The organism is Streptomyces bambusae (assembly GCF_020532645.1).
Classification (GTDB): domain Bacteria; phylum Actinomycetota; class Actinomycetes; order Streptomycetales; family Streptomycetaceae; genus Streptomyces; species Streptomyces bambusae.
The window spans coordinates 124247-146478 of record NZ_JAJAUZ010000011.1; the positions used below are offsets into that span (position 1 = coordinate 124247).

Here is a 22232-nt window from a genome sequence, read left to right on the forward strand (position 1 = left end):
TCAGGGCTGGTCGCCGCGGAGGCGGGCGCGGACCCGTTCGACCACGTCGGCATAGCGCGCCTCGGCCCCGTACCGCGTCGGCTCGTAGTAGCGACGCCCATGGATCTTGTCCGGCGCGTACTGCTGCGCGGCGATCCCGCCCGGCACGTCGTGCGGGTACACGTACCCCTGCGCATGCCCCAGCTTCGCCGCCCCCTTGTAGTGCCCGTCCCGCAGATGCGCCGGCACCGGCCCCGCCAGCCCCGCCCGTACGTCCGCCAGGGCCGCCCCGATCGCGGTGGTCGCGGTGTTGGACTTCGGCGCCAGGGCCAGCGCGATCGTCGCGTGCGAGAGGGTCAGCGCCGCCTCGGGGAACCCGATCATCGCCACGGCCTGCGCCGCCGCCACCGCGGTCGGCAGGGCGGTGGGATCGGCCAGCCCGATGTCCTCGCTCGCCGAGATCATCAGCCGCCGTGCGATGAACCGCGGGTCCTCCCCCGCCTCGATCATCCGAGCCAGGTAGTGCAGCGCCGCGTCGACGTCCGACCCGCGGATCGACTTGATCAGCGCGCTGGCCACGTCGTAGTGCTGGTCACCGTCGCGGTCGTACTTCACCGCCGCCCGGTCCACCGCCTCCTCGACCGTCTGCAGCGTGATCTCCGGCTCGCCCTTGGCGATCGCCGACCCGGCCCCGGCCTCCAGCGCGGTCAGCGCCCGCCGCGCGTCGCCGCCGGCGATCCGCAGCAGGTGCGCCTCCGCGTCGGCCGGCAGCGTCACCGCCCCGCCGAGCCCGCGCTCCTCGGTGAGCGCCCGGTGCAGCAGCCCGCTGAGGTCCTCGTCGGTGAGCGGTTCGAGGGTGAGCAGCAGCGACCGGGACAGCAGCGGGGAGATCACCGAGAAGTACGGGTTCTCCGTCGTCGCGGCGATCAGTGTGACCCAGCGGTTCTCGACCGCCGGCAGCAGCGAGTCCTGCTGCGCCTTGCTGAAGCGGTGGATCTCGTCGAGGAAGAGCACGGTCTCCTTGCCGTACCCGCCGGCCGCCCGGCGCGCGCCCTCGATGACGGCGCGCACCTCCTTGACCCCGGCCGTGATCGCGGACAGCTCCACGAACCGCTTCTGCGTCGCCTGGCTGACCACGTACGCGAGGGTGGTCTTGCCGATGCCCGGCGGCCCCCAGAGGATCACCGAGGAGGCGCCCGCCGGGCCGCCGCTCCCGTCGCCGACCAGCCGCCGCAGCGGCGAGCCGGGCTTCAGCAGGTGCTGCTGGCCGACCACCTCGTCGAGGGTGCGCGGCCGCATCCGGACGGCGAGCGGCGAGCTCGCGGGGTCCTTCTCCTGGCGGTCCTCGGCGGCGGCGGTGAACAGATCGGGTTCCACCCCTGAAGCCTATGACAGGGCTCGGACACTCCGGCCGCGGCCGCCGGTGCGGCTCAGGAGGTCCAGAAGTCCCACCAGCGGGTGAGGATCAGCATGCCGATGATCCCGATGTGCAGCACCGGGAGCACCCAGGTGAACTCCTCCAGGAACCCCTTGAGCCAGCCCGGCGCGGGCAGCAGTCCGGCGCGCACGTTGTGGGAGGTGAGGTACCAGAACAGCAGGATGGTGGCGACCCAGGCCAGGCAGCACCACAGGCACAGCGAGTTGATGCGGTACAGCGACTGGAACATCAGCCACATGCAGAAGCCGACGCCGAACAGCGCGCCCGCGTTGAAGGTGAGCCAGTACCAGCGGCCGAACCGGGCCCCGGCCAGCAGGCTCATGCCCACGCAGATCACGACGGCGTAGGAGACGAGGCCGAGCATCGGGTTCGGGAAGCCGAACGCGGAGGCCTGCTCGCTCTTCATGATGTTGCCGCAGGCCACGACGGGGTTGAGGCTGCAGCCGGGGACGAACGACGGGTCTTCGAGCAGCTTGAACTTGTCGATCGTGATCACCCACGCGGCGAGCAGCCCCGCCGCTCCCGTGATCACCAGCAGCCAGGCCAGCGCCCGGCTCGCCCCGACGGTCCGTCCGGTCTTCTCGCCCGTAGTCGTCATGCGGTGCATTCTGCCGCACCCGTCACCGCGGTCCGCACGGTGCGTCCCCGGTCCGGAGGCCGGCCGGTGCGCGGCCGGGCGGCGGCTGCCGCCCGGCCGCGCCGGGTCACGCGAGCTTCGCGCGGACGGTCTCGACCAGACCCTCCAGGGCCACCGCGGTCTGCTCGCCGGACTCCATGTCCTTGAGCTGGACCACGCCGTCGGCGAGGTCCCGGTCGCCGGCGATCAGGGCGAGGCGCGCGCCGGAGCGGTTGGCGCCCTTCATCGCGGCCTTCATGCCCTTGCCGCCGTACGAGAAGTCCGCGGCGATGTCCGCCGTGCGGAGCTGGGTGACGATGCCGAACAGGACGCGCTTGGCCTCGTCGCCCAGCGGGACCGCGTAGACCTCGGTGACCGGCGGGATGTCGAGTTCGACGCCCTCGGCCTCCAGGGCCAGCACGGTGCGGTCGACGCCGAGGGCCCAGCCCACGGAGGGCAGCGCGGGGCCGCCGATCATCTCGGACAGGCCGTCGTAACGGCCGCCGCCGCCTACCGCGGACTGCGAGCCCAGGCCGTCGTGGACGAACTCGAAGGTGGTGCGGGTGTAGTAGTCAAGGCCGCGGACGAGCTTCAGGTCGTCCTCGAAGGCGACGCCCGCGGCGGTGATCAGCGAGCGCACCTCCTCGTGGTACGCCTTGCAGGCCTCGCACAGGTGGTCGCGCAGCAGCGGCGCGTCCACGAGCTGCTTCTGCACGTCGGGGCGCTTGTCGTCGAGGACCCGCAGCGGGTTGATCTCGGCGCGGCGCAGGGTCTCCTCGTCGAGGTCGAGCCCGCGCAGGAAGCCCTGGAGCGCCTCGCGGTAGACCGGGCGGCACTCCTTGTCGCCGAGCGAGTTGAGCAGGATGCGGAAGTTCCGCAGACCCAGCGAGCGGTACGCCTGGTCGGCGAGGATGATCAGCTCGGCGTCCAGGGCCGGGTCCTCGGCGCCGATGGCCTCGGCGCCGACCTGCGAGAAGTGCCGGTAGCGGCCCTTCTGCGGGCGCTCGTAGCGGTAGTACGAGCCGGAGTACCAGAGCTTGACGGGCAGGCCGCCCGCCTTGTGGAGGTTCGCCTCCAGTGCCGCGCGCAGCACCGACGCCGTGCCCTCGGGGCGCAGTGCCAGGTTGGCGCCGCCCTTGGTGGTCAGCGTGAACATTTCCTTGGTGACGATGTCGGTGGACTCGCCGACACCGCGGGCGAACAGTTCGACGTCCTCGAAGCCGGGGGTCTCGACGTACCCGTAGCCGGCCTTGCGCAGCGGGGCGGAGATGGCCTCGCGGACGGCCAGGTACTGGGCCGAGAACGGCGGGATGAGGTCGTAGGTGCCCTTGGGGGCCTTGAAGGTGCTCACGAAACTCTCGTCACATTCCTCGTCGTGGGGCGGCGGAGCCGCCTCCCTGGCCGGCGGCGACTTCCCGGAGGTACGGGTTGGTCGCGCGCTCGCGGCCGATGGTGGTCTGGGGACCGTGTCCGGACAGCACCACGGTCGAGTCGTCGAGCGGCAGGCACACGCGGGCCAGCGATTCGAGCATCTCGGCGTGGGAGCCGCCGGGCAGGTCGGTGCGTCCGATGGAGCCGGCGAAGAGCAGGTCGCCCGAGAAGAAGACCGGGGGGATGTCGGCCGCCTCGGGCATCCGGAAGGTCACCGACCCCTTGGTATGGCCGGGCGCGTGCGCGACGGAGAAGTCGAGGCCGGCGAGCTTGAGGGCACTGCCGTCGGTCAGCTCGCGGACGTCGTCCGGCTCGCCCACGGTCAGCTCGCCCATCAGCGGCATCCCGATGGACCGGCCGAGCGCCTTCTCCGGGTCGCTCATCATGTACCGGTCCTCGGGGTGGATCCAGGCCGGCACGTCGTGCGCGCCGCACACCGGGACCACGGAGGCCACATGGTCGATGTGGCCGTGGGTGAGGACGACCGCGACGGGCTTGAGACGGTGCTTCTTCAGCGTCTCCTCGACTCCCTGGGCGGCCTGGTGGCCCGGGTCGATGATGACGCACTCCTCACCGGCGGCGGGGGCGACCACGTAGCAGTTGGTCCCCCAGGCCCCGGCGGGGAACCCGGCAATGAGCACGTTCGTCCCTTAAATGTCGTCCGGCGGTCGGGCCGCGGTCGTCCGGATGGAGGTTGCGGCAGATCAGAGCCTACCGGCGCTGCTCATCACACAGCGAACCCATATACGGTACGGCCTGGGCCCAGCCCGGACGGCTGTATCAGGCACGTACAAAGACACGTACAAGGAGACGACCCGGTGGTCACGAGCGATCAGCGGCGGCGGCAGCTCGCCAGGGAGAAGTTCGAGCGTCAGCAGCAGCGCAGGGAAGAGGCCCGGCGCAAGGCGCGGCAGCGGACGCTGATCATCGGTGCCGCGGTGGCCGTGGTGGCCGCCGCCGTGATCGGTGCCTTCGCGAGCGGCGCCTTCGACAAGGACGAGAAGGACACCCCGGCCGCGGCCCCTTCGGACTCCGCCAGCCCCAAGGCGGAGGAGCCGAAGAAGAAGGAGCCGGCGATGGCGGTGGACAAGACGGCGAAGTACACCTTCACGCTGGACACCGACCAGGGCAAGATCGCGATCGCCATGGACGCGGCCAAGACCCCGCACACGGTGAACTCGTTCAAGTCGCTCGCCGACGACCACTTCTTCGACAAGACGAAGTGCCACCGCCTCACCACCGGCGGGATCTTCGTGCTCCAGTGCGGTGACCCGCAGGGCACCGGCATGGGCGGCCCCGGCTACACCATCCCGGACGAGAACCTGGGCGGGCTGGGCAAGGCCGGGGCGGACGGCACGGTGACGTACCCGGCGGGCACGGTCGCGATGGCCAACACCGGGCAGCCCGGCTCCGGCGGCAGCCAGTTCTTCCTCGTCTACAAGGACAGCAAGCTGCCCCCGACGTACACCCCGTTCGGCACCATGGACGCGGCCGGCCTGAAGGCCGTGAACGAGGTGGCCGAGGCGGGTGTCGACGGCGGCGCTAGCGACGGCGCCCCGAAGAAGGCGGTCACGATCGCCAAGGCCACCGTCGTCAAGGACTGACCGGGAGCGGGGGCCGGTGCCCCCATCTCGTTTTCCGTCGTGCTGGATGCGGACAGCCGGCCCGGCGGTCGCCTATGTTGGCGTTGTGCAGGGCGGGCGCTGCCCGCCCCAGGAAACTGTGGACGATGCCCGGGGGGCCGACCCCCGGCGGGCATCATGTGGAGGAGGCGCTGTGAGCAGCGACCCGTGGGGCCGCGTCGACGAGACGGGCACCGTGTACGTGCGTACTGCCGATGGCGAGAAGGTCGTCGGCTCGTGGCAGGCGGGCACCCCCGAGGAGGCCCTGGCCTACTTCGAGCGCAAGTACGAGGGCCTGGTGGTCGAGATCGGCCTCCTCGAGCGACGGGTGCGGACCACCGACCTGTCCGCGAAGGACGCGGCGACGGCCATCGAGCACCTGAGGCAGCAGGTCGAGGAGCACCACGCGGTGGGCGACCTCGACGCGCTGCGGGTGCGGCTCGACAAGCTGGTGGCGACCGTGGAGTCGCGCCGCGAGGAGCGCAAGGTCCAGAAGGCGAAGCAGACCGACGAGGCGAAGCACGCCAAGGAGAAGCTGGTCGCCGAGGCCGAGGAGCTGGCGCAGAGCGACCAGTGGCGGTCCGCGGGCGAGCGGCTGCGCGCCCTGGTCGACACGTGGAAGGGCCTGCCGCGGCTGGACCGCAAGTCCGACGACGAGCTGTGGCACCGCTTCTCGCACGCCCGGTCGGCCTTCTCCAAGCGCCGCAAGGCGCACTTCGCCTCGCTGGACGCGCAGCGGGAGGACGCCCGCAAGGCGAAGGAGAAGCTGGTCGCCGAGGCCGAGGCGCTGTCCGGTTCGACGGACTGGGGTGCCACGGCCGCCCGGTACCGCGAGCTGATGGCGGACTGGAAGGCCGCGGGCCGCGCCCAGCGCGAGTCGGAGGACGAGCTGTGGAACCGCTTCCGCGGCGCCCAGGACGTCTTCTTCGCGGCGCGCGGTGAGGTCTTCGCCGAGCGGGACGCGGAGCAGACCGAGAACCTCAAGCTCAAGGAGGAGCTGGCCGACGAGGCCGAGAAGCTCGTCCCGGTGACGGACCTGAAGGCGGCCCGGGCCGCGTTCCGTTCCGTCAACGAGCGCTGGGAGGCCATCGGCCACGTGCCGCGCGACGCCCGGCCGAAGGTCGAGGGCCGGATGCATGCCGTGGAGCGGGCGATCCAGGAGGCCGAGGAGGCCGAGTGGCGGCGGACCAACCCGGAGGCGCGGGCCCGCGCCGCGGGTCTGACCGGCCAGCTGCAGGACGCCGTCGACAAGCTGCAGAAGCAGATCGACGCGGCGCGTGCGGCGGGCAACGACGCCAAGGCCGACAAGCTGGCGCGTGAGCTGGAGGGCCGGCAGGCCCTGCTGGACCAGGCGCTGAAGGGCCTGGAGGAGTTCGGCGGCTGATCCCGCCGGGCCGGCGCCCGAGGCACGACGGAGGGCCCCGGGGACGTGATCACGTCCCCGGGGCCCTCTCGCGTGTGCTGCGTACCCCTACGGCCGCCGCGCCGAGGTGACGCGGTAGACGTCGTACACGCCCTCGACGCCGCGGACGGCCTTCAGGACGTGTCCCAGGTGCTTGGGATCGCCCATCTCGAAGGTGAACCGCGAGGTGGCGACCCGGTCACGGGAGGTCTGCACGGCCGCCGACAGGATGTTGACGTGCTGGTCGGACAGGACGCGGGTGACGTCCGACAGCAGCCGGGACCGGTCCAGCGCCTCGACCTGGATGGCGACGAGGAAGACCGAGGACTGGGTGGGCGCCCACTCGACCTCCAGGATCCGCTCGGGCTGCTGCGAGAGCGAGTCCACGTTCACGCAGTCGGCGCGGTGAACCGATACGCCACTGCCGCGGGTGACGAAGCCGATGATCGGGTCGCCGGGCACCGGGGTGCAGCAGCGGGCCAGCTTGACCCACACGTCCTCGACGCCCTTGACGACGACGCCGGGGTCCGCGTTCGCGCGCCGCTTGGTGCGGCTGCGCGACGGCGGGACGCTCTCCTCGATGTCGTCGTTGGCGGCCTCCTCGCCGCCCATCGCCTGGACCAGCTTCTGCACGACGGCCTGCGCCGACACGTGGCCCTCGCCGATCGCCGCGTACAGCGAGGAGATGTCGGGGTAGCGCATCTCGTGGGCGAGGGTGACCAGGGAGTCGCCGGTGAGGATCCGCTGGATCGGCAGGTTCTGCTTGCGCATGGCCCGCACGATGGCGTCCTTGCCCTGCTCGATCGCCTCGTCCCGGCGCTCCTTGGAGAACCAGGCGCGGATCTTGTTGCGGGCGCGCGGCGACTTGACGAAGCCCAGCCAGTCGCGGGACGGTCCGGCGCCCTCGGCCTTGGAGGTGAAGACCTCGACGAGGTCGCCGTTGTCGAGGGTCGATTCGAGCGGGACGAGCCGCCCGTTGACCCGCGCCCCTATGGTCCGGTAGCCGACCTCGGTGTGGACGGCGAAGGCGAAGTCGACGGGGGTGGCGCCGGCGGGCAGCGCGATGACGTCGCCCTTGGGCGTGAAGACGAAGACCTCGTTGCGGGAGAGGTCGAAGCGCAGCGAGTCGAGGAACTCGCCCGGGTCCTCGGTCTCCTTCTGCCAGTCGAGCAGCTGGCGCAGCCAGGCCATGTCGTTGACGGTGTCCTGGCCGGCGCTGCCCTTGGCGGCCTGCGGGACGTCGGTGCGGACCTTGGAGGCGCCGGCGACGGTCTGCTGCTTGTACTTCCAGTGCGCGGCGATGCCGTACTCGGCGCGGCGGTGCATGTCGAAGGTGCGGATCTGCAGCTCGACCGGCTTGCCGTTGGGCCCGATGACCGTCGTGTGGAGCGACTGGTACATGTTGAACTTGGGCATCGCGATGTAGTCCTTGAACCGCCCCGGAACCGGGTTCCAGCGGGCGTGGACGGTGCCCAGCGCCGCGTAGCAGTCGCGGACGGTGTCGACGAGGACGCGGATGCCCACCAGGTCGTAGATCTCGGCGAAGTCGCGGCCCCGCACGATCATCTTCTGGTAGACGCTGTAGTAGTGCTTGGGCCGGCCGGTGACGGTGGCCTTGATGCGGGCCGCGCGCAGGTCGGTCTGCACCTCGTCGGTGACGACGGCGAGGTACTCGTCGCGCTTGGGGGCGCGCTCGGCGACCAGGCGGACGATCTCGTCGTACATCTTGGGGTAGAGGATCGCGAAGGCGAGGTCCTCCAGCTCCCACTTGATGGTGTTCATGCCCAGCCGGTGCGCCAGCGGGGCGTAGATCTCGAGCGTCTCGCGGGCCTTCTTCTCCTGCTTCTCCCGCTTGAGGTAGCGCATGGTGCGCATGTTGTGCAGGCGGTCGGCGAGCTTGATGACCAGGACGCGCGGGTCCTTGGCCATGGCGACGACCATCTTGCGGACCGTCTCGGCCTGCGCGGCCTCGCCGAACTTGACCTTGTCCAGCTTGGTGACGCCGTCGACGAGGAGGGCCACGGCGTCGCCGAAGTCCCGGCGCAGCTGCTCCAGGCCGTACTCGGTGTCCTCGACGGTGTCGTGGAGCAGGCCTGCCATCAGGGTGGCGGGGTCCATGCCCAGCTCGGCGAGGATGGTGGTGACCGCGAGCGGGTGGGTGATGTACGGGTCGCCGCTCTTGCGCTTCTGGCCGCGGTGCCAGCGCTCCGCCACCTGGTACGCCTTCTCGATCTGGCGCAGCGTGGCGGTCTCGATCTTCGGGTCGTTGCTGCGGACTATCCGCAGGAGGGGCTCCAGCACCGGGTTGTACGGGTTGGAACGCTGCACGCCGAGCCGCGCGAGGCGGGCCCTGACCCGGTTGGAGGACGCCGCGGGCTTCAGCGGGACGTGCTTGACCGGCGGCACCGGCGGCTTGGGCGCGACGGGCGGCGCCGGCATGGCCGGGGACGCCTTGGCCGGCTCGGCCTGGGGGTCGGGCTGCGCGGCGGAGAGTGGCTGGACCTCGTCTGGCAAGAGCGCTCCTCACGGGGTTCCCCCGGACGGAGTCCGGGAGAGGGTCCGGAGCCCCGGTCAGGTCCGGAAAACCCATGGTAGCGAGCCCCGGCCGGACGCGTTCTCCGGTCCCGGCCCGTGGACGCGGCGGGCACCCGCCGGCCGCGGACGCACGAGCGGCGGGCACCCGGTCGCTGCCGGGTGCCCGCCGCTGTGGTGCCGTGCCGGGCCGGACGTGATCAGAGCACGATCAGCGCGTCCAGCGGGGCGCCCGCGAGGGCGGGCTCCAGGCGGGTGCGGCCGGCCAGGAAGCCGAGCTCCATGAGGACCGCGACGCCGGCGACGTCCGCTCCGGCCCGCCGGATCAGCTCCAGCGAGGCCTCGGCGGTGCCACCGGTGGCCAGGACGTCGTCGATGACCAGGACCCGGTCGCCGGGCACCAGCGCCTCGGCGTGGATCTCGATCTCGGCGGTGCCGTACTCCAGCTCGTAGGCCTGCTTCAGGGTCGCCCCCGGCAGCTTGCCGGCCTTGCGGACCGGGACGAAGCCGATGCCGGCCAGGACGGCCACGGGGGCCGCCAGGATGAAGCCGCGGGCCTCCAGGCCGACGATCTTCGTGGCGCCGTGCCGGACGCACAGCTCCGCGAGGGCGTCGGTCAGGGCCCGGAACGCCTCCGGGTCCGCGAGCAGCGGGGTGATGTCCTTGAACACCACGCCGGGCTTCGGGTAGTCCGGTACGTCCGTGATCCGGCTGAGCAGCAGCTCGCGTACCCCGTGCGCGCCGGTCACCGGCGGCGTCCCGCCGCCCGGCCGGCCCGCGCCTGGGCCACGACCTCGGTGCCCTCCTCGGTGCCTTCCGGCTCCTCGTCCCGGGCGCCGGAGGCGCGCTTGGCGAGGACCCGCTTGCGCAGGGCCTTCATCGCCGGCTCGCGCTCCTTGAGGTCGGCGACCAGCGGAGTGGCGATGAAGATCGAGGAGTAGGCACCGGCCGCGAGGCCGACGAACAGCGACAGCGAGATGTCGTTCAGCATGCCCGCGCCGAGGAAGCCGCCGCCGATGAACAGCAGGCCGGCGACCGGGAGGAGCGCCACGACGGTGGTGTTGATCGAGCGGACCAGCGTGCCGTTGAGGCTGCGGTTGGCCATCTCGCTGTAGGTGTACCGGGTCTGCTTGGTGATGTCCTTGGAGGCTTCCTTCAGACCGTCGAAGACGACGACGGTGTCGTAGAGGGAGTAACCGAGGATCGTCAGCAGACCGATGACCGTACCCGGGGTGACCTCGAAGCCGACCAGCGCGTAGATGCCGACCGTGATGGTGAGGTCGTGGATCAGCGCGATGAGGGCCGCGACGGCCATCCGCCACTCGAAGGCGATGGCGAGGTAGACGACGACGAGGACCATGAAGACGGCGAGGCCGGTCCAGGCCTTGTTGGCGATCTGCTCACCCCAGCTGGGGCCGACCAGATCGGCGTTGACGTCCTGCTCCTTCATGCCCAGGTCGGCGGCGATCTTGGTCTTCACGCCGTTGGCCTGGTCGGTGTCCAGGCCGCTGACCTGGATGCGCATGGTGCCGTTGCCGAGCTTCTGGACGATCGCGACGTGGCCGGAGGCCTCTTCCGCGACCTCCGTGGCCTTGGCGACCGTGACGTCCGTCTTCGGGGTGGTGAAGACGGCACCGCCCTTGAACTCGATGCCCATGTTGAGGCCCTGGACGGCCAGCGCCACGATCGCCGTGATGGTGATCAGGATCGAGACGGCGTACCAGAGCATCCGCTTGCCGACGAAGTCGTAGCCGACCTCGCCTCGGTACAGCTTGGCGCCGAGATCTCCGAGCTTCGACATCTCACGCCTCCTTCGGGTCGACAGGGCCGGCGGGGACGGACGCGGTACGGCGGGACCGGCGCAGCGGCGGCTTGGCACCCAGGCGCTTGGGGTCGAGACCGGACCACGGGTGGCCGTCGGCGAAGAACTTCGTGCGCGCCACCAGCGTCATGATCGGCTTGGTGAAGAGGAACACCACGACGACGTCGAGCAGGGTGGTCAGACCCAGGGTGAAGGCGAAGCCCTGCACCTTGCCGACGGTGACGATGAACAGCACCGCGGCGGCCAGGAAGGACACGAAGTCGGAGACCAGGATGGTGCGCCGGGCGCGCGGCCAGGCCCGCTCCACGGCCGGGCGCAGCGTGCGGCCCTCGCGGATCTCGTCGCGGATGCGCTCGAAGTACACGATGAACGAGTCCGCGGTGATGCCGATGGCGACGATCGCACCACAGACGGCGGGCAGGTTCAGCGCGAACCCGATGCCCTTTCCGAGCAGCGCCATGATCGTGTACGTGAGGATCGCGGAGGCCAGGAGGCTGACGATCGCGATGAGGGCGAGACCGCGGTAGTACGCCACCAGGTAGATCACGACGAGGGCGAGACCGATGGCGCCGGCGATCAGACCGGCCTTCAGCTGCTCGCCGCCGAGCGCGGCGGTGACGGTGGTGACGCTGTCCTCCTGGAAGGAGAGCGGCAGGGCGCCGTAGGACAGCATGTTGCCGAGGTCCTGGGCGGACTGCTGGTTGAAGCTGCCGCTGATCTCGGCGTTGCCGCCGGTGATCGACTGGCTGACGTACGGGTCCGAGACGACCTCGCCGTCGAGGACGATCGCGAACTGGTTCTGCGGCTGCTGCTTGGTCGCCAGCTCACCGGTGACCTTGGCGAACTGGTCGGCGCCGCGGTCGTTGAACTGCATCTGCACGATCCAGATGCCGCGCTGCTGGTCGAGGGCGCCCTTGGCGTCCTTGATGTCCTTGCCCTCGACGCCGGCCGGGCCGAGCAGCCACTTGGCCCACTGGCCCTGGCTGTTCAGACCGCAGGCGACGGTCGGCTCGCTGGGCAGGACGCCCTGGCCGGCGGCGGCCCGCTGCTCCTTCTTGGTGCAGTCGAGCGTCGCGAACTTCTTCTGCAGGGCGGCGTCCGCGGCGGTGGGGGCGTTCGGGGTCGGCGTCGGGGACGCCTTCTTGTCGTCCGCCTTCTTGTCGTCTGCCTTCTTCGACTCGCCCGCGGAGGGCGTGGGGGTGGCGCCGGGGGCCTTGAGGGCCTCGCTGACGGCACGGCCCTGCGAAGTGGCGCTGGACGACGGGGTGGGCTCGCCGGACGGCTTCTTGCCGTCCTTCGCGCCGCCCTCGGCCTTGGAGCCGGAGGCGCTGGCGGACGGGGTCGGGGCCGGCTCGGTGGCCGGGCCGCCGGCACCGATGGCCAGCACGGGGCGGAAGTAGAGCTGAGCGGTCGTGCCGACCTGCTCGCGCGCCTGCTTCTCGTTCGTCCCCTTGGGGATGTTCACGATGATGTGATCGCGGCCCTGGGTCTGGACCTCGGCCTCGGACACGCCGAGACCGTTGACACGGCGCTCGATGATGCCGACCGCCGTGTTCATGTTGGTCTCGTTGATCGCGTCCGGCTTGCCGGGCTCGCTCTTCGCCTTCAGCGTGATGCTCGTGCCGCCGGCGAGGTCGATGCCCAGGCGCGGTGTCGTCTGCTTGGAGATGAACATCCCCGCGGTGAGCGCCACCATCGCGATCAGGATCACTGCCAGGGCGCGCCCCGGCCTGCCCTGAGCCCCCGCGGGCCGCCGGCCCTTCTTCGGTGCTGCCACCTTGTCGTATCTCCCTGTCCAACCGTCCGCGCCGGGTGTGCGCCGGACGGCCACGAAAAAAGTGTGTGGGGACCCCTGCCCCCCGCAGAAGTGATCGCTGGCGTCGGTGAGCCGCCGGCCGCCGGTCCGGCGCCGTACGGCTCCCCGACCGCGGTGTTACTTCGCGTCGGCCTCGCCGTCGGTCTTGCCTTCGGTCTTGCCGCCCTCGGAGCCCTCCGGAGCGTCCTTCTTGCCCAGGTCCAGCTTCGGCTGCTCGTCGGCGGCCTCGGTCAGCGAAGAGGCGTCGTCCGGCACGACCGGCGTGTCGATCGTCAGATCATCGCCGGCGCCGTGGACGATGCGGTTGTACTCCTCGTCCTCCAGCACGGCGCCGATCGCGTTCTTCGCGTAGACGGCGTGCACGCCGGGCGCCACCTCCAGGGTGACGGTGTCGTCACCGACCTCCTTGACGGTGGCGTACATGCCGCCGATCGTCCGGACGCCGGTGCCGGGCGTCATCTGGTCGCGCATGGACGCGGCCTGCTGCTGCTTCTTCTTCGCAGACCGGGTCATCAGGAACATGGCCCCGATGAGCACGATGAACGGGAGGAAGGTCACGAGATTGTTCACGGGACGGAGATCCTTCGCACGACCGCGCTGGTGAGCGGCCTTCTTCTACGGGGGCGGGCACACCGACCTGGACCGGTCGGCATCGGCGGAGTCTAGGCGAGTCCGCACCGATGGAACAACGCCCAGCATGGCACCGCAGTTCCGGACCCGGCCACGCTCCGCGCCGTCACGCCCCGAACAGGCCCTGTTGTCCGCTTGATCCACTGCTGTTCCGGGGCGGGACGAGGCCGAGGTGCGCCCATGCGGCGGGGGTCGCGACCCGGCCCCTGGGGGTCCTGGCCAGCAGTCCCTCCCGTACGAGGAAGGGTTCGGCGACCTCCTCGACGGTCTCGCGCTCCTCGCCGACCGCCACGGCCAGCGTGGACAGGCCGACCGGTCCGCCGCCGAACAGCTTGAGCAGGGCCTCCAGGACCGCGCGGTCCAGCCGGTCGAGGCCGCGGGCGTCGACCTCGTACACCCCGAGGGCGGCCGCCGCCACCTCGCGTGTGATGAATCCGTCAGCCCTGACCTGCGCGTAGTCGCGGACGCGGCGCAGCAGCCGGTTGGCGATGCGGGGGGTGCCGCGGGACCGGCCGGCGATCTCGGCGGCGCCGTCCGCCTCGATCTCCACGTCGAGGAGGCGGGCCGAGCGGTGCACGACGCGTTCGAGTTCGGCGGGGCTGTAGAACTCCATGTGCCCGGTGAAGCCGAAGCGGTCGCGCAGCGGCGGGGGCAGCAGGCCGGCCCGGGTGGTCGCGCCGACCAGGGTGAACGGGGGCAATTCCAGCGGGATGGCGGTGGCGCCGGGGCCCTTGCCGACGATGACGTCGACGCGGAAGTCCTCCATCGCCATGTAGAGCATCTCTTCGGCGGGCCGCGACATGCGGTGGATCTCGTCGAGGAACAGCACCTCGCCCTCCTGGAGGGAGGAGAGGATCGCGGCGAGGTCGCCGGCGTGCTGGATGGCGGGGCCGGAGGTGATCCGGATGGGCGCTCCCATCTCCGCCGCGATGATCATCGAGAGGGTGGTCTTGCCGAGGCCTGGGGCGCCGGAGAGCAGGACGTGGTCGGCCGTCGCACCGCGCTGGCGGGCGGCCTTCAGGACGAGGTCGAGCTGCTGCCTGACCTTTTCCTGGCCGACGAACTCGTCGAGGTCCTTCGGGCGGAGGGCGGCCTCGACGGCGCTGTCCTCACCGTCCGCCGCGGGCGCGACGAGGCGGGCCTGTTCCTCGGCGGTGTGGTCGTCGTCCCAGTTCACGGTGTCCTTCTCGTCGTCGTACGGTCGTTCGCGCCGGCCCTGTCCGCTGCGCGGGCCTCTTCCCCGCCCCGCCCCTTCCCGAGGCGGGAGCTCCGCCCCCGCACCCCCGGTCCTCAATCGCCGGACGGGCTGGATCGGGCCCCTGTCAGCGGGAGCGGTTGAGGGTCTGCAGGGCGGCCCGGAGCAGCTGCGGGACGGGGGCGGAGCCACCGGCGGCGATGGCGGCCTCCGCCTGGGGGGCGACGGCCTCGACGGCGGACTCCGCTTCGCGGGCCGCGTAGCCGAGACCCACCAGCGCGGCGGCGAGCTGCTCGGTCCACGGCGCCGGCCCGGCCGCGGCGGCCACCGACCGCTGCGCCCCCACCAACGGCGCCCCCAGCTTGTCCTTCAGCTCCAGCAGCAGCTTCTGCGCGCCCTTCTTCCCGATGCCGGGCACGGCGGTCAGCGCCTTCTCGTCCCCGGTCGACACCGCGAGCCGGAGCGCGTCGGGCCGGTGCACGCCCAGCATGGCCTGCGCCAGCCGCGGCCCGACCCCGCTCGCCGTCTGCAGCAGTTCGAAGACCTGCCGCTCGTCGTCGTCGGCGAAGCCGTACAGGGTCAGGGAGTCCTCACGGACGACCAGGGAGGTCGCGAGCCGGGCCTCCGCGCCGACCCGCAGCCCGGCGATCGTGTCCGGGGTGCACTGGACGGCCATGCCCACGCCGCCGACCTCGATGACGGCCGTGGTCGGGGCGAGCGCGGCCACCGGGCCGCTCACGAAGGCGATCATGCGCTTCGGCCTTTCGATGCGTGCAGGGCCGCGGCCTGCTGCAGGCGGTTCTGGGCGGGGGCCCGCCAGATGTGGCAGATGGCGAGGGCGAGGGCGTCGGCGGCGTCCGCCGGCTTCGGCGGCGCGGACAGCCGCAGCAGCCGGGTCACCATGGCCCCGACCTGTGCCTTGTCGGCCCGCCCGCTGCCGGTGACGGCCGCCTTGACCTCGCTGGGGGTGTGCAGGGCGACGGGTATCCCGCGCCGGGCGGCGCACAGCATGGCGACCGCGCTGGCCTGGGCGGTGCCCATCACCGTCCGCACGTTGTGCTGGCTGAACACGCGCTCCACGGCCACGAGATCCGGCCGGAATTCGTCGAGCCAGCGCTCCAGGCCCTGCTCGATCCCGACCAGCCGTACCGCCACGTCGTCCTCGGCGGCGGTGCGTACCACCCCGACGCCGAGCATCTTCAGGGGACGGCCGGCCACGCCCTCGACCACTCCCACGCCGCACCGGGTCAGTCCCGGGTCGACTCCGAGTACGCGCACGCCGCCCTCCCCTCGTATCCCTGTTCGTGCAGGCTATCCCCCGGCACCGACAACGCAGCGGGCCGACGGGGGTGTGTCCCCGTCGGCCCGTGCGGTGATGCCTGTGGACCAGGCGCCGGATCAGGCGTCGACCGCCGCCATGACCTCGTCGCTCACGTCGAAGTTGGCGAAGACGTTCTGCACGTCGTCGCTGTCCTCCAGCGCGTCGATCAGCTTGAACATCTTGCGGGCGCCCTCTTCGTCGAGCTCGACCTGCATGCTCGGGACGAAGCTGGACTCGGCCGAGTCGTAGTCGATGCCGGCCGCCTGGAGCGCACTGCGGACCGCGACCAGGTCGGTGGCCTCGCTGATGATCTCGAACTGCTCGCCGAGGTCGTTGACCTCCTCGGCGCCGGCCTCGAGGACCGTCTCCAGGACGTCGTCCTCGGACAGCTCGCCCTTGGGCAGCACGACGACGCCCTTGCGGTTGAACAGGTACGAGACGGAGCCCGGGTCGGCCATCGAGCCGCCGTTGCGGGTCATGGCCACGCGGACGTCGGACGCCGCGCGGTTGCGGTTGTCGGTGAGGCACTCGATGAGCACCGCGACACCGTTCGGGCCGTAGCCCTCGTACATGATCGTCGCGTAGTCGACGCCGCCGGCCTCGAGGCCGCCGCCGCGCTTGACCGCGGAGTCGATGTTCTTGTTCGGGACCGAGCTCTTCTTGGCCTTCTGGATGGCGTCGAAGAGGGTCGGGTTGCCGTCCGGGTCGGCACCGCCGGTCCGGGCCGCGACCTCGATGTTCTTGATCAGCTTCGCGAAGAGCTTGCCGCGCTTGGCATCGATCACGGCCTTCTTGTGCTTCGTCGTAGCCCATTTAGAGTGGCCGGACATCCGCCTGTCTCCTTCGCATCACCAACAGTGTTCTGGGCCGATCCTACCGGGGTCCGGTCAGCCGGTTGCGCGCACCATGTCCACGAAGTAGGCGTGGACCCGGTCGTCGCCGGTGAGTTCCGGGTGGAACGAGGTGGCGAGCACGTTGCCCTGGCGGACCGCAACGGTGTGGCCGTCGTAGGTGGCGAGCACCTCGGCGGCGGCGCCGACGGACTCCACCCACGGGGCGCGGATGAAGACGCCCTCGACCGGGCCGCCCTCGATGCCGGCGAACTCGATCGCGGCCTCGAACGACTCGTTCTGGCGGCCGAACGCGTTCCGGCGGACGATCATGTCGATGCCGCCGAGCGTCTCCTGGTCCTCACGGCCGTCCAGGATCTTGTCGGCGAGCATGATCATGCCGGCGCAGGTGCCGTACACCGGCATGCCGGCGCGCACGCGCTCGCGCAGCGGCTCCAGCATGCCGAACAGGACGGCGAGCTTGGACATGGTCGTCGACTCGCCGCCGGGGATCACCAGGGCGTCGACCTCGGCGAGCTCCTCGGGGCGCCGGACCGGCCTGGCCACGGCGTCCGCCGAGGCCAGAGCGATCAGGTGCTCCCGTACGTCGCCCTGGAGGGCCAGGACGCCAATGACGGGGGGGTTGTTCATGGTGTGGTGCCTTACCAGCCGCGGTTGGCGTAGCGCTCGGACTCGGGGAGGGTGTCGCAGTTGATGCCGACCATGGCCTCGCCCAGGTTGCGGGACGCGTCCGCGATGACCTTCGGGTCGTCGTAGAAGGTGGTGGCCTTCACGATGGCGGCGGCGCGCTTGGCCGGGTCGCCGGACTTGAAGATGCCGGAGCCGACGAAGACGCCCTCGGCACCGAGCTGGCGCATCAGGGCGGCGTCGGCCGGGGTGGCGACGCCACCGGCGGAGAACAGCACCACGGGGAGCTTGCCGAGCTCGGCGACCTCCTTGACCAGCTCGTACGGGGCGCGCAGCTCCTTGGCGGCGGCGAACAGCTCGTTGTTGTCGAAGCCGCGCAGCTTGGCGATCTCGTTCTTGATCTGGCGCAGGTGGCGGACGGCCTCGACGACGTTGCCGGTGCCGGCCTCGCCCTTCGAGCGGATCATGGCCGCGCCCTCGACGATGCGGCGCAGGGCCTCGCCGAGGTTGGTGGCGCCGCAGACGAAGGGGGTGGTGAACGCCCACTTGTCGGAGTGGTTGATCTCGTCGGCCGGGGTCAGGACCTCGGACTCGTCGATGTAGTCGACACCGAGGGACTGGAGGACCTGGGCCTCGACGAAGTGCCCGATGCGGGACTTGGCCATGACCGGGATGGAGACCGCGCCGATGATCTCTTCGATCATGTTGGGGTCGGACATGCGCGCCACGCCGCCGTCCTTGCGGATGTCCGCGGGGACCCGCTCCAGGGCCATGACGGCCACGGCGCCGGCGTCCTCGGCGATCTTCGCCTGCTCGGCGTTGACCACGTCCATGATCACGCCGCCCTTGAGCTGCTCGGCCATGCCGCGCTTGACGCGGGCGGTGCCGGTCTCGGGGGACTGAGTGGTGGTGGGAAGCGTGCTCACGGATTGACCTCGCGATGGGGAGAGACGGGTGGTGCTGTGCCAGGAAACCCCGGGGAGCAGTCCACTGCAAGGGCCAATGGTCACCCGGTGGCCCCTTCGGCCTGTGGATCAGCCGCTCGGCGGGGGTGGTGGCCCGTGGATCAAGGGGCCACTGGGGCTCGTGGCCCTCGGATCGATCTCGTGGTCGAGCTTACGCCGCCGTGCGGTCGGCGAGGGCCGCGGGGGGTTCGTCGTCCATCTCGAAGGCGAGGGGGAAGGCGGCGTGGCCGGCGAGGCGGAACCAGCGGACCTTGCGGTGGCGGCGCAGGGCGCGGGCGGCGCGGACGGCGTCGTTGAGGAACCGGCGGGCCATGGGGACCCGGCGGACGGCCGCGGCGAGTTCCTCGGCGGCGTCGGCCCCGCCGGGGGCCTCGCGGAGCGCCTCGACCTGGCCGGGGTCCTCGAAGACGGCGCGCAGGGCCTGGCTGAGTTCGCTTTCGGCCACCTCGCGGTGGTCCTCCTCGGCCTGCCGGGCGGCGTGGGCGGCCTCGTAGAGGACGATCGAGGAGGCCGGGTCCAGGACGCCGGAGGTGGCCACCTCCAGGACCACCGAGGCGCGGCGGACGAGCTGGGCGTCGAGGGCGGCGCGGGCGGCGTCCATGCGGGAGTGGAGGCGGTCCAGGCGGCCGGCGGTCCAGCTGAGGTACAGGCCGATCGCGGCGAGCGCGAGCACGGCCCAGACGAGCGTTTCGATCACGCGACGCGACTCTACCGGCCCGCTCGGCCCCCGCCGCGCCCCGAACCGGGGCCCTGCCCCCGGGCCCCGCGCCGCAACCTCCCCCGGCCCCATGGGGCCGGGAGGCGCCCCCGGCTAGGGCTCACGGATTCGGGGCTCCGCCCCGGACCCCGGTCCTCAAACGCCGGACGCGCTGGATTTTTCCCCCTGCCCGGACTTTGGCTGCGGGGCAACCCCGCGGGGTGCGGGGCGGAGTCCCGGAGTGCTGGGCTCGCCACCCGACGGGCCCCGCCGGCGATGGGGGCGAAGGGCCGCGGCCGGGTCCCGTCAGTCCGGGGGGAAGGCCGAGTGGGAGGCGGGGGTGGCGCCCAGGCCCAGGCGGGTGCGGAGCGGGACCCGTTCGTCCGTGGCGACGGACGCCGCGCCCTGGGTGACCGTCTCGTAGACGGCCAGGATGTCCGCCCCGACCGTGGACCAGTCGAAGCGCCGCACGTGCGCGGACCCGTGCCGGCTCAGCGCGGCGCGCCGCGCCGGATCGGACAGCAGCCGCACGGCCGCCTCCGCCAGCGCCGACGGGTCCTCGTTGGCGAACAGCTCCCCCGCCGCTCCCTGGTCCAGCACCTGCGCGAACGCGTCCAGATCGGAGGCCAGCACCGGCGCCCCCGCCGACAGCGCCTCTACCAGGATGATCCCGAAGCTCTCGCCCCCGGTGTTCGGCGCGACGTACACGTCCACGCTCCGCAGCAGCCGCGCCTTGTCCTCGTCGCTGACCATCCCGAGGAACTCGACCCGCGACCGCATCTCGGCCGGCAGCGAGGCGACCGCTTCGACCTCGTCGCCGCGCCCGGCGACGATCAGCCGGGTGTCCGGCAGCTCGGCGAGGATCTCCGGCAGGGCCGCCATCAGCACCGGCAGCCCCTTGCGCGGCTCGTCGATGCGCCCGATGAACCCGAGCGTGCCGCCCTGCCACTCCGCCTTCGGCTCCGCGCCGGCGAAGAAGTCCACGTCGACGCCGTTGGGGATGACCACCGCGTCCCCGCCGAGGTGCTCGACGAGGGTCCGCCGCGCGTACTCGCTCACCGCGATCCGGGCGCTGATCTTCTCCAGCGCCGGCTGCAGGATCGGGTACGCCGCGATCATCGCCCGGGACCGCGGGTTGGAGGTGTGGAAGGTGGCCACGATCGGCCCCTGCGCGGCCCAGCAGGTCAGCAGGCCCAGCGACGGCGAGGTGGGCTCGTGGATGTGGACGACGTCGAACATGCCCTCGTGCAGCCAGCGCCGCACCCGCGCGGCGGACAGGAAGCCGAAGTTCAGCCGGGCCACCGACCCGTTGTAGCGGACCGGCACGGCCCGGCCCGCCGAGACCGCGTACGGCGGCAGCGGGGTGTCGTCGTCGGAGGGCGCGAGCACGGAGACCTCGTGGCCGCGCGCGATCAGGTGCTCGGCGAGGTCGCGGATGTGGAACTGGACCCCGCCGGGGACGTCCCACGCGTACGGGCAGACGATGCCGATCCTCATGCGCCCGCCGCCTCGGTCCGGGGCTCCGGCCCGGGGGCCTTCGCCGGGTCCAGGTCGGCGGTCCACAGCCGCTGGAGCATGTGCCAGTCCTCCGGGTGGCGGCCGATGCCGGCCGCGAAGTCGTCGGCCATCGCCTGCGTCATCACGGCGGTCTTCTCCTTCCGCGTCCCGGTCTCCGGCACCGCCACCGGCGGGTGGATCAGACCCCGCATCAGGGGGCCCTCGTACCAGAGGTTCACGGGCAGCAGCAGCGCGCCGGTCTGCTGGGCGAGCAGCGCGGGACCGGCGGGCATCCGCGCCGTGGCGCCGAAGAAGTCGACCTCGACGCCGGACGAGGACAGGTCGCGGTCGGCGACCAGGCAGATCAGCCCGCCCGCCCGCAGCCGCCGGGCCAGGGTCCCGAACGCGGCGCCGCCGCTGTGCGGCAGCACCTCCATGCCCAGGCTCTCCCGGTAGGCGACGAACCGGTCGAAGAGGCTCTCCGGCTTCAGCCGCTCGGCCACCGTCGTGAACGGCACGCCGACGTACGAGGTGACCCACGCGCCCGCGAGGTCCCAGTTCGCCAGGTGCGGCAGCGCGACGATCACCCCGCGGCCGGACGCCAGACCGTCCCGCAGGTGGTGCTCGCCGTCGATGACGACGCCCTCGCGGATCCGCTCCGGGGTCCACGCGGGCAGCCGGAACGACTCCATCCAGTAGCGCATGTACGAGCGCATGCCGGCCTGCGACAGGGCGCGCAGCCGGTCCGGTCCGGCCTCCGGGACCACCCGGGCGAGGTTGGCCTCCAGCCGCTGCACGCTGGGCCCGCGGCGCTGCCACGCCAGGTCGGCGATCTTCCGGCCGAGGGCGGCGGCGGCCGGCTCGGGGAGCTTCTTCACCCCGGCCCAGCCCGCGCCGTACAGCCCGTCGGTCAGCTTGTCCCGCAGGGTCACCCGGCACCGCCGTCGGACCCGGCCGGCGCGTCGGAGGGGGCGGCGGCCCGGTCGGCCGCGTCGGCCTCGGCGGCCTCCCGGCGGACCGTGACCACCCGCTGCACCAGCGTGATCAGGGAGCCCACGGCCACCAGCCACAGAGCGGCCGGCAGCAGCACCCCGATCCACGAGGGCACGCCGAAGGTCTGCAGGCCGGAGAGGCCGGCCGCGACCAGCGAGACGACGAGCCGCTCGGCCCGCTCGACGAGTCCGTTGACGGCGACCGGCAGGCCGATCGATTCGCCGCGGGCCTTCGTGTACGAGACCACCTGGCCGCTCGCCAGGCAGAAGATGGCGACGGCGCACAGCATGTTGTCGTGGCCCGATCCCGCGTACCAGAGCGCCAGCCCGCCGAAGATCGCCGCGTCGGCGACCCGGTCGAGCGTGGAGTCGAGGAAGGCGCCCCACCGGCTGGAGACGCCCGCCTGGCGGGCCATGTTCCCGTCCACGAGGTCCGAGAACACGAAGAGGGTGATGACGATCGTCCCCCAGAAGAACTCGCCCCGGGGGAAGAAGACCAGCGCGCCCGCCACCACACCGGCGGTGCCGATCAGGGTGACCGCGTCGGGGCTCACCCCCCGGCGGAGCAGAAACGCGGCGAACGGTGTGAGGACACGCGTGAAGAATGCACGCGCGTACTTGTTCAGCATGGCCTTCCCAGAGGGTCGCTGGGCCGCGCGGCCACAGCGGCCACCGGCTGGCCCATCGTAGCCAGGGGCCGGGCCGCAGCCCCGCGCACCCACCGGTTCGCGTCAGGTACGACGTATGGACGCACGGTGACACCGGTGCAAAGCTCGAAGGATCGCGGAAGCGAGCGGAC

At 71.8% G+C, this 22232-nt stretch carries 21 protein-coding genes; 2 read left to right on the forward strand and 19 right to left on the reverse strand.

The window, feature by feature from the left end; translation table 11 throughout:
• From LG634_RS10845 to LG634_RS10860, 4 genes are all read right to left on the reverse strand, one after another.
• Positions 1 to 1356 carry a replication-associated recombination protein A gene (locus LG634_RS10845; protein ID WP_226733495.1) on the reverse strand — a complete coding sequence of 452 codons (1356 nt, stop codon included), beginning with the start codon at positions 1354 to 1356 and terminating at the stop codon, positions 1 to 3.
• 53 nt (positions 1357 to 1409) lie between these two features.
• Positions 1410 to 2015 (reverse strand): vitamin K epoxide reductase family protein, encoded by a 606-nt coding sequence (locus LG634_RS10850; RefSeq protein WP_226733496.1) that lies wholly within the window; start codon positions 2013 to 2015, stop codon positions 1410 to 1412.
• A gap of 106 nt (positions 2016 to 2121) precedes the next feature.
• Positions 2122 to 3384, reverse strand: coding sequence for a histidine--tRNA ligase (gene hisS / locus LG634_RS10855; RefSeq protein WP_226733497.1), 1263 nt, complete (start codon positions 3382 to 3384; stop codon positions 2122 to 2124).
• A gap of 10 nt (positions 3385 to 3394) precedes the next feature.
• Positions 3395 to 4105 (reverse strand): MBL fold metallo-hydrolase, encoded by a 711-nt coding sequence (locus LG634_RS10860; RefSeq protein WP_226733498.1) that lies wholly within the window; start codon positions 4103 to 4105, stop codon positions 3395 to 3397.
• A 177-nt stretch (positions 4106 to 4282) separates the two neighbouring features.
• Between LG634_RS10860 and LG634_RS10865 the strand changes: the two genes are divergently transcribed.
• Positions 4283 to 5068 (forward strand): peptidylprolyl isomerase, encoded by a 786-nt coding sequence (locus LG634_RS10865; protein ID WP_226733499.1) that lies wholly within the window; start codon positions 4283 to 4285, stop codon positions 5066 to 5068.
• 172 nt (positions 5069 to 5240) lie between these two features.
• On the forward strand, positions 5241 to 6470 hold the full coding sequence (locus LG634_RS10870; protein WP_226733500.1) for a DUF349 domain-containing protein: 1230 nt from the start codon (positions 5241 to 5243) through the stop codon (positions 6468 to 6470).
• An 87-nt stretch (positions 6471 to 6557) separates the two neighbouring features.
• Here the strand turns inward: LG634_RS10870 and LG634_RS10875 are convergent, their stop codons facing one another.
• The 15 genes from LG634_RS10875 to pgsA form a co-directional block, all read right to left on the reverse strand.
• Positions 6558 to 9002, reverse strand: a complete 2445-nt coding sequence (locus tag LG634_RS10875) for a RelA/SpoT family protein (protein WP_226733501.1) — start codon at positions 9000 to 9002, stop codon at positions 6558 to 6560.
• Between the two features lie 218 nt (positions 9003 to 9220).
• Entirely contained in the window at positions 9221 to 9769 is a 549-nt protein-coding gene (locus tag LG634_RS10880; protein ID WP_226733502.1) for an adenine phosphoribosyltransferase, read from the reverse strand.
• The gene (gene secF, locus LG634_RS10885) at positions 9766 to 10821 is read right to left on the reverse strand and encodes a protein translocase subunit SecF (RefSeq protein ID WP_226733503.1); all 1056 of its coding nucleotides are present in this window, start codon (positions 10819 to 10821) and stop codon (positions 9766 to 9768) included. The genes LG634_RS10880 and secF overlap by 4 nt, the downstream gene beginning before the upstream one ends.
• A gap of 1 nt (position 10822) precedes the next feature.
• Entirely contained in the window at positions 10823 to 12619 is a 1797-nt protein-coding gene (gene secD, locus LG634_RS10890; protein ID WP_226733504.1) for a protein translocase subunit SecD, read from the reverse strand.
• A 156-nt stretch (positions 12620 to 12775) separates the two neighbouring features.
• Complete coding sequence (gene yajC, locus LG634_RS10895) at positions 12776 to 13228, reverse strand: preprotein translocase subunit YajC (RefSeq protein WP_226733505.1); 453 nt, start codon at positions 13226 to 13228, stop codon at positions 12776 to 12778.
• A gap of 166 nt (positions 13229 to 13394) precedes the next feature.
• The gene (ruvB, locus tag LG634_RS10900; RefSeq protein WP_226733506.1) at positions 13395 to 14465 is read right to left on the reverse strand and encodes a Holliday junction branch migration DNA helicase RuvB; all 1071 of its coding nucleotides are present in this window, start codon (positions 14463 to 14465) and stop codon (positions 13395 to 13397) included.
• Positions 14466 to 14610: 145 nt separating this feature from the next.
• Positions 14611 to 15234, reverse strand: coding sequence for a Holliday junction branch migration protein RuvA (ruvA, locus tag LG634_RS10905; protein ID WP_226733507.1), 624 nt, complete (start codon positions 15232 to 15234; stop codon positions 14611 to 14613).
• The gene (gene ruvC / locus LG634_RS10910; RefSeq protein WP_226733508.1) at positions 15231 to 15761 is read right to left on the reverse strand and encodes a crossover junction endodeoxyribonuclease RuvC; all 531 of its coding nucleotides are present in this window, start codon (positions 15759 to 15761) and stop codon (positions 15231 to 15233) included. Before ruvC ends, ruvA begins: the two co-directional genes overlap by 4 nt.
• Before the next feature lie 120 nt (positions 15762 to 15881).
• Positions 15882 to 16634: a YebC/PmpR family DNA-binding transcriptional regulator gene (locus tag LG634_RS10915; protein WP_226733509.1), complete on the reverse strand. Its 753-nt coding sequence runs from the start codon at positions 16632 to 16634 to the stop codon at positions 15882 to 15884.
• 57 nt (positions 16635 to 16691) lie between these two features.
• A complete protein-coding gene (gene pdxT / locus LG634_RS10920; RefSeq protein ID WP_226733510.1) occupies positions 16692 to 17285 on the reverse strand; it encodes a pyridoxal 5'-phosphate synthase glutaminase subunit PdxT in 594 nt (197 codons plus the stop codon).
• 11 nt (positions 17286 to 17296) lie between these two features.
• Entirely contained in the window at positions 17297 to 18208 is a 912-nt protein-coding gene (gene pdxS / locus LG634_RS10925) for a pyridoxal 5'-phosphate synthase lyase subunit PdxS (protein ID WP_226733511.1), read from the reverse strand.
• Positions 18209 to 18398: 190 nt separating this feature from the next.
• Positions 18399 to 18944 carry a hypothetical protein gene (locus LG634_RS10930; protein WP_226733512.1) on the reverse strand — a complete coding sequence of 182 codons (546 nt, stop codon included), beginning with the start codon at positions 18942 to 18944 and terminating at the stop codon, positions 18399 to 18401.
• A gap of 306 nt (positions 18945 to 19250) precedes the next feature.
• Complete coding sequence (locus LG634_RS10935) at positions 19251 to 20441, reverse strand: glycosyltransferase family 4 protein (RefSeq protein ID WP_226733513.1); 1191 nt, start codon at positions 20439 to 20441, stop codon at positions 19251 to 19253.
• Entirely contained in the window at positions 20438 to 21373 is a 936-nt protein-coding gene (locus tag LG634_RS10940) for a phosphatidylinositol mannoside acyltransferase (protein ID WP_226733514.1), read from the reverse strand. The genes LG634_RS10935 and LG634_RS10940 overlap by 4 nt, the downstream gene beginning before the upstream one ends.
• Positions 21370 to 22062: a phosphatidylinositol phosphate synthase gene (gene pgsA, locus LG634_RS10945; protein ID WP_226733515.1), complete on the reverse strand. Its 693-nt coding sequence runs from the start codon at positions 22060 to 22062 to the stop codon at positions 21370 to 21372. The genes LG634_RS10940 and pgsA overlap by 4 nt, the downstream gene beginning before the upstream one ends.
• Positions 22063 to 22232: the final 170 nt, after the last annotated feature.

Excerpts from the sequence above, each read along its gene's own strand:
- LG634_RS10850 (WP_226733496.1), bottom strand. The coding sequence starts at position 2,015 with ATGACGACTACGGGCGAGAAGACCGGACGGACCGTCGGGGCGAGCCGG.
- secF (WP_226733503.1), bottom strand. The coding sequence starts at position 10,821 with ATGTCGAAGCTCGGAGATCTCGGCGCCAAGCTGTACCGAGGCGAGGTC.
- ruvA (WP_226733507.1), bottom strand. The coding sequence starts at position 15,234 with ATGATCGCCTTCGTGAGCGGCCCGGTGGCCGCGCTCGCCCCGACCACG.
- LG634_RS10915 (WP_226733509.1), bottom strand. The coding sequence starts at position 16,634 with ATGTCCGGCCACTCTAAATGGGCTACGACGAAGCACAAGAAGGCCGTG.
- pdxT (WP_226733510.1), bottom strand. The coding sequence starts at position 17,285 with ATGAACAACCCCCCCGTCATTGGCGTCCTGGCCCTCCAGGGCGACGTA.
- LG634_RS10935 (WP_226733513.1), bottom strand. The coding sequence starts at position 20,441 with ATGAGGATCGGCATCGTCTGCCCGTACGCGTGGGACGTCCCCGGCGGG.
- pgsA (WP_226733515.1), bottom strand. The coding sequence starts at position 22,062 with ATGCTGAACAAGTACGCGCGTGCATTCTTCACGCGTGTCCTCACACCG.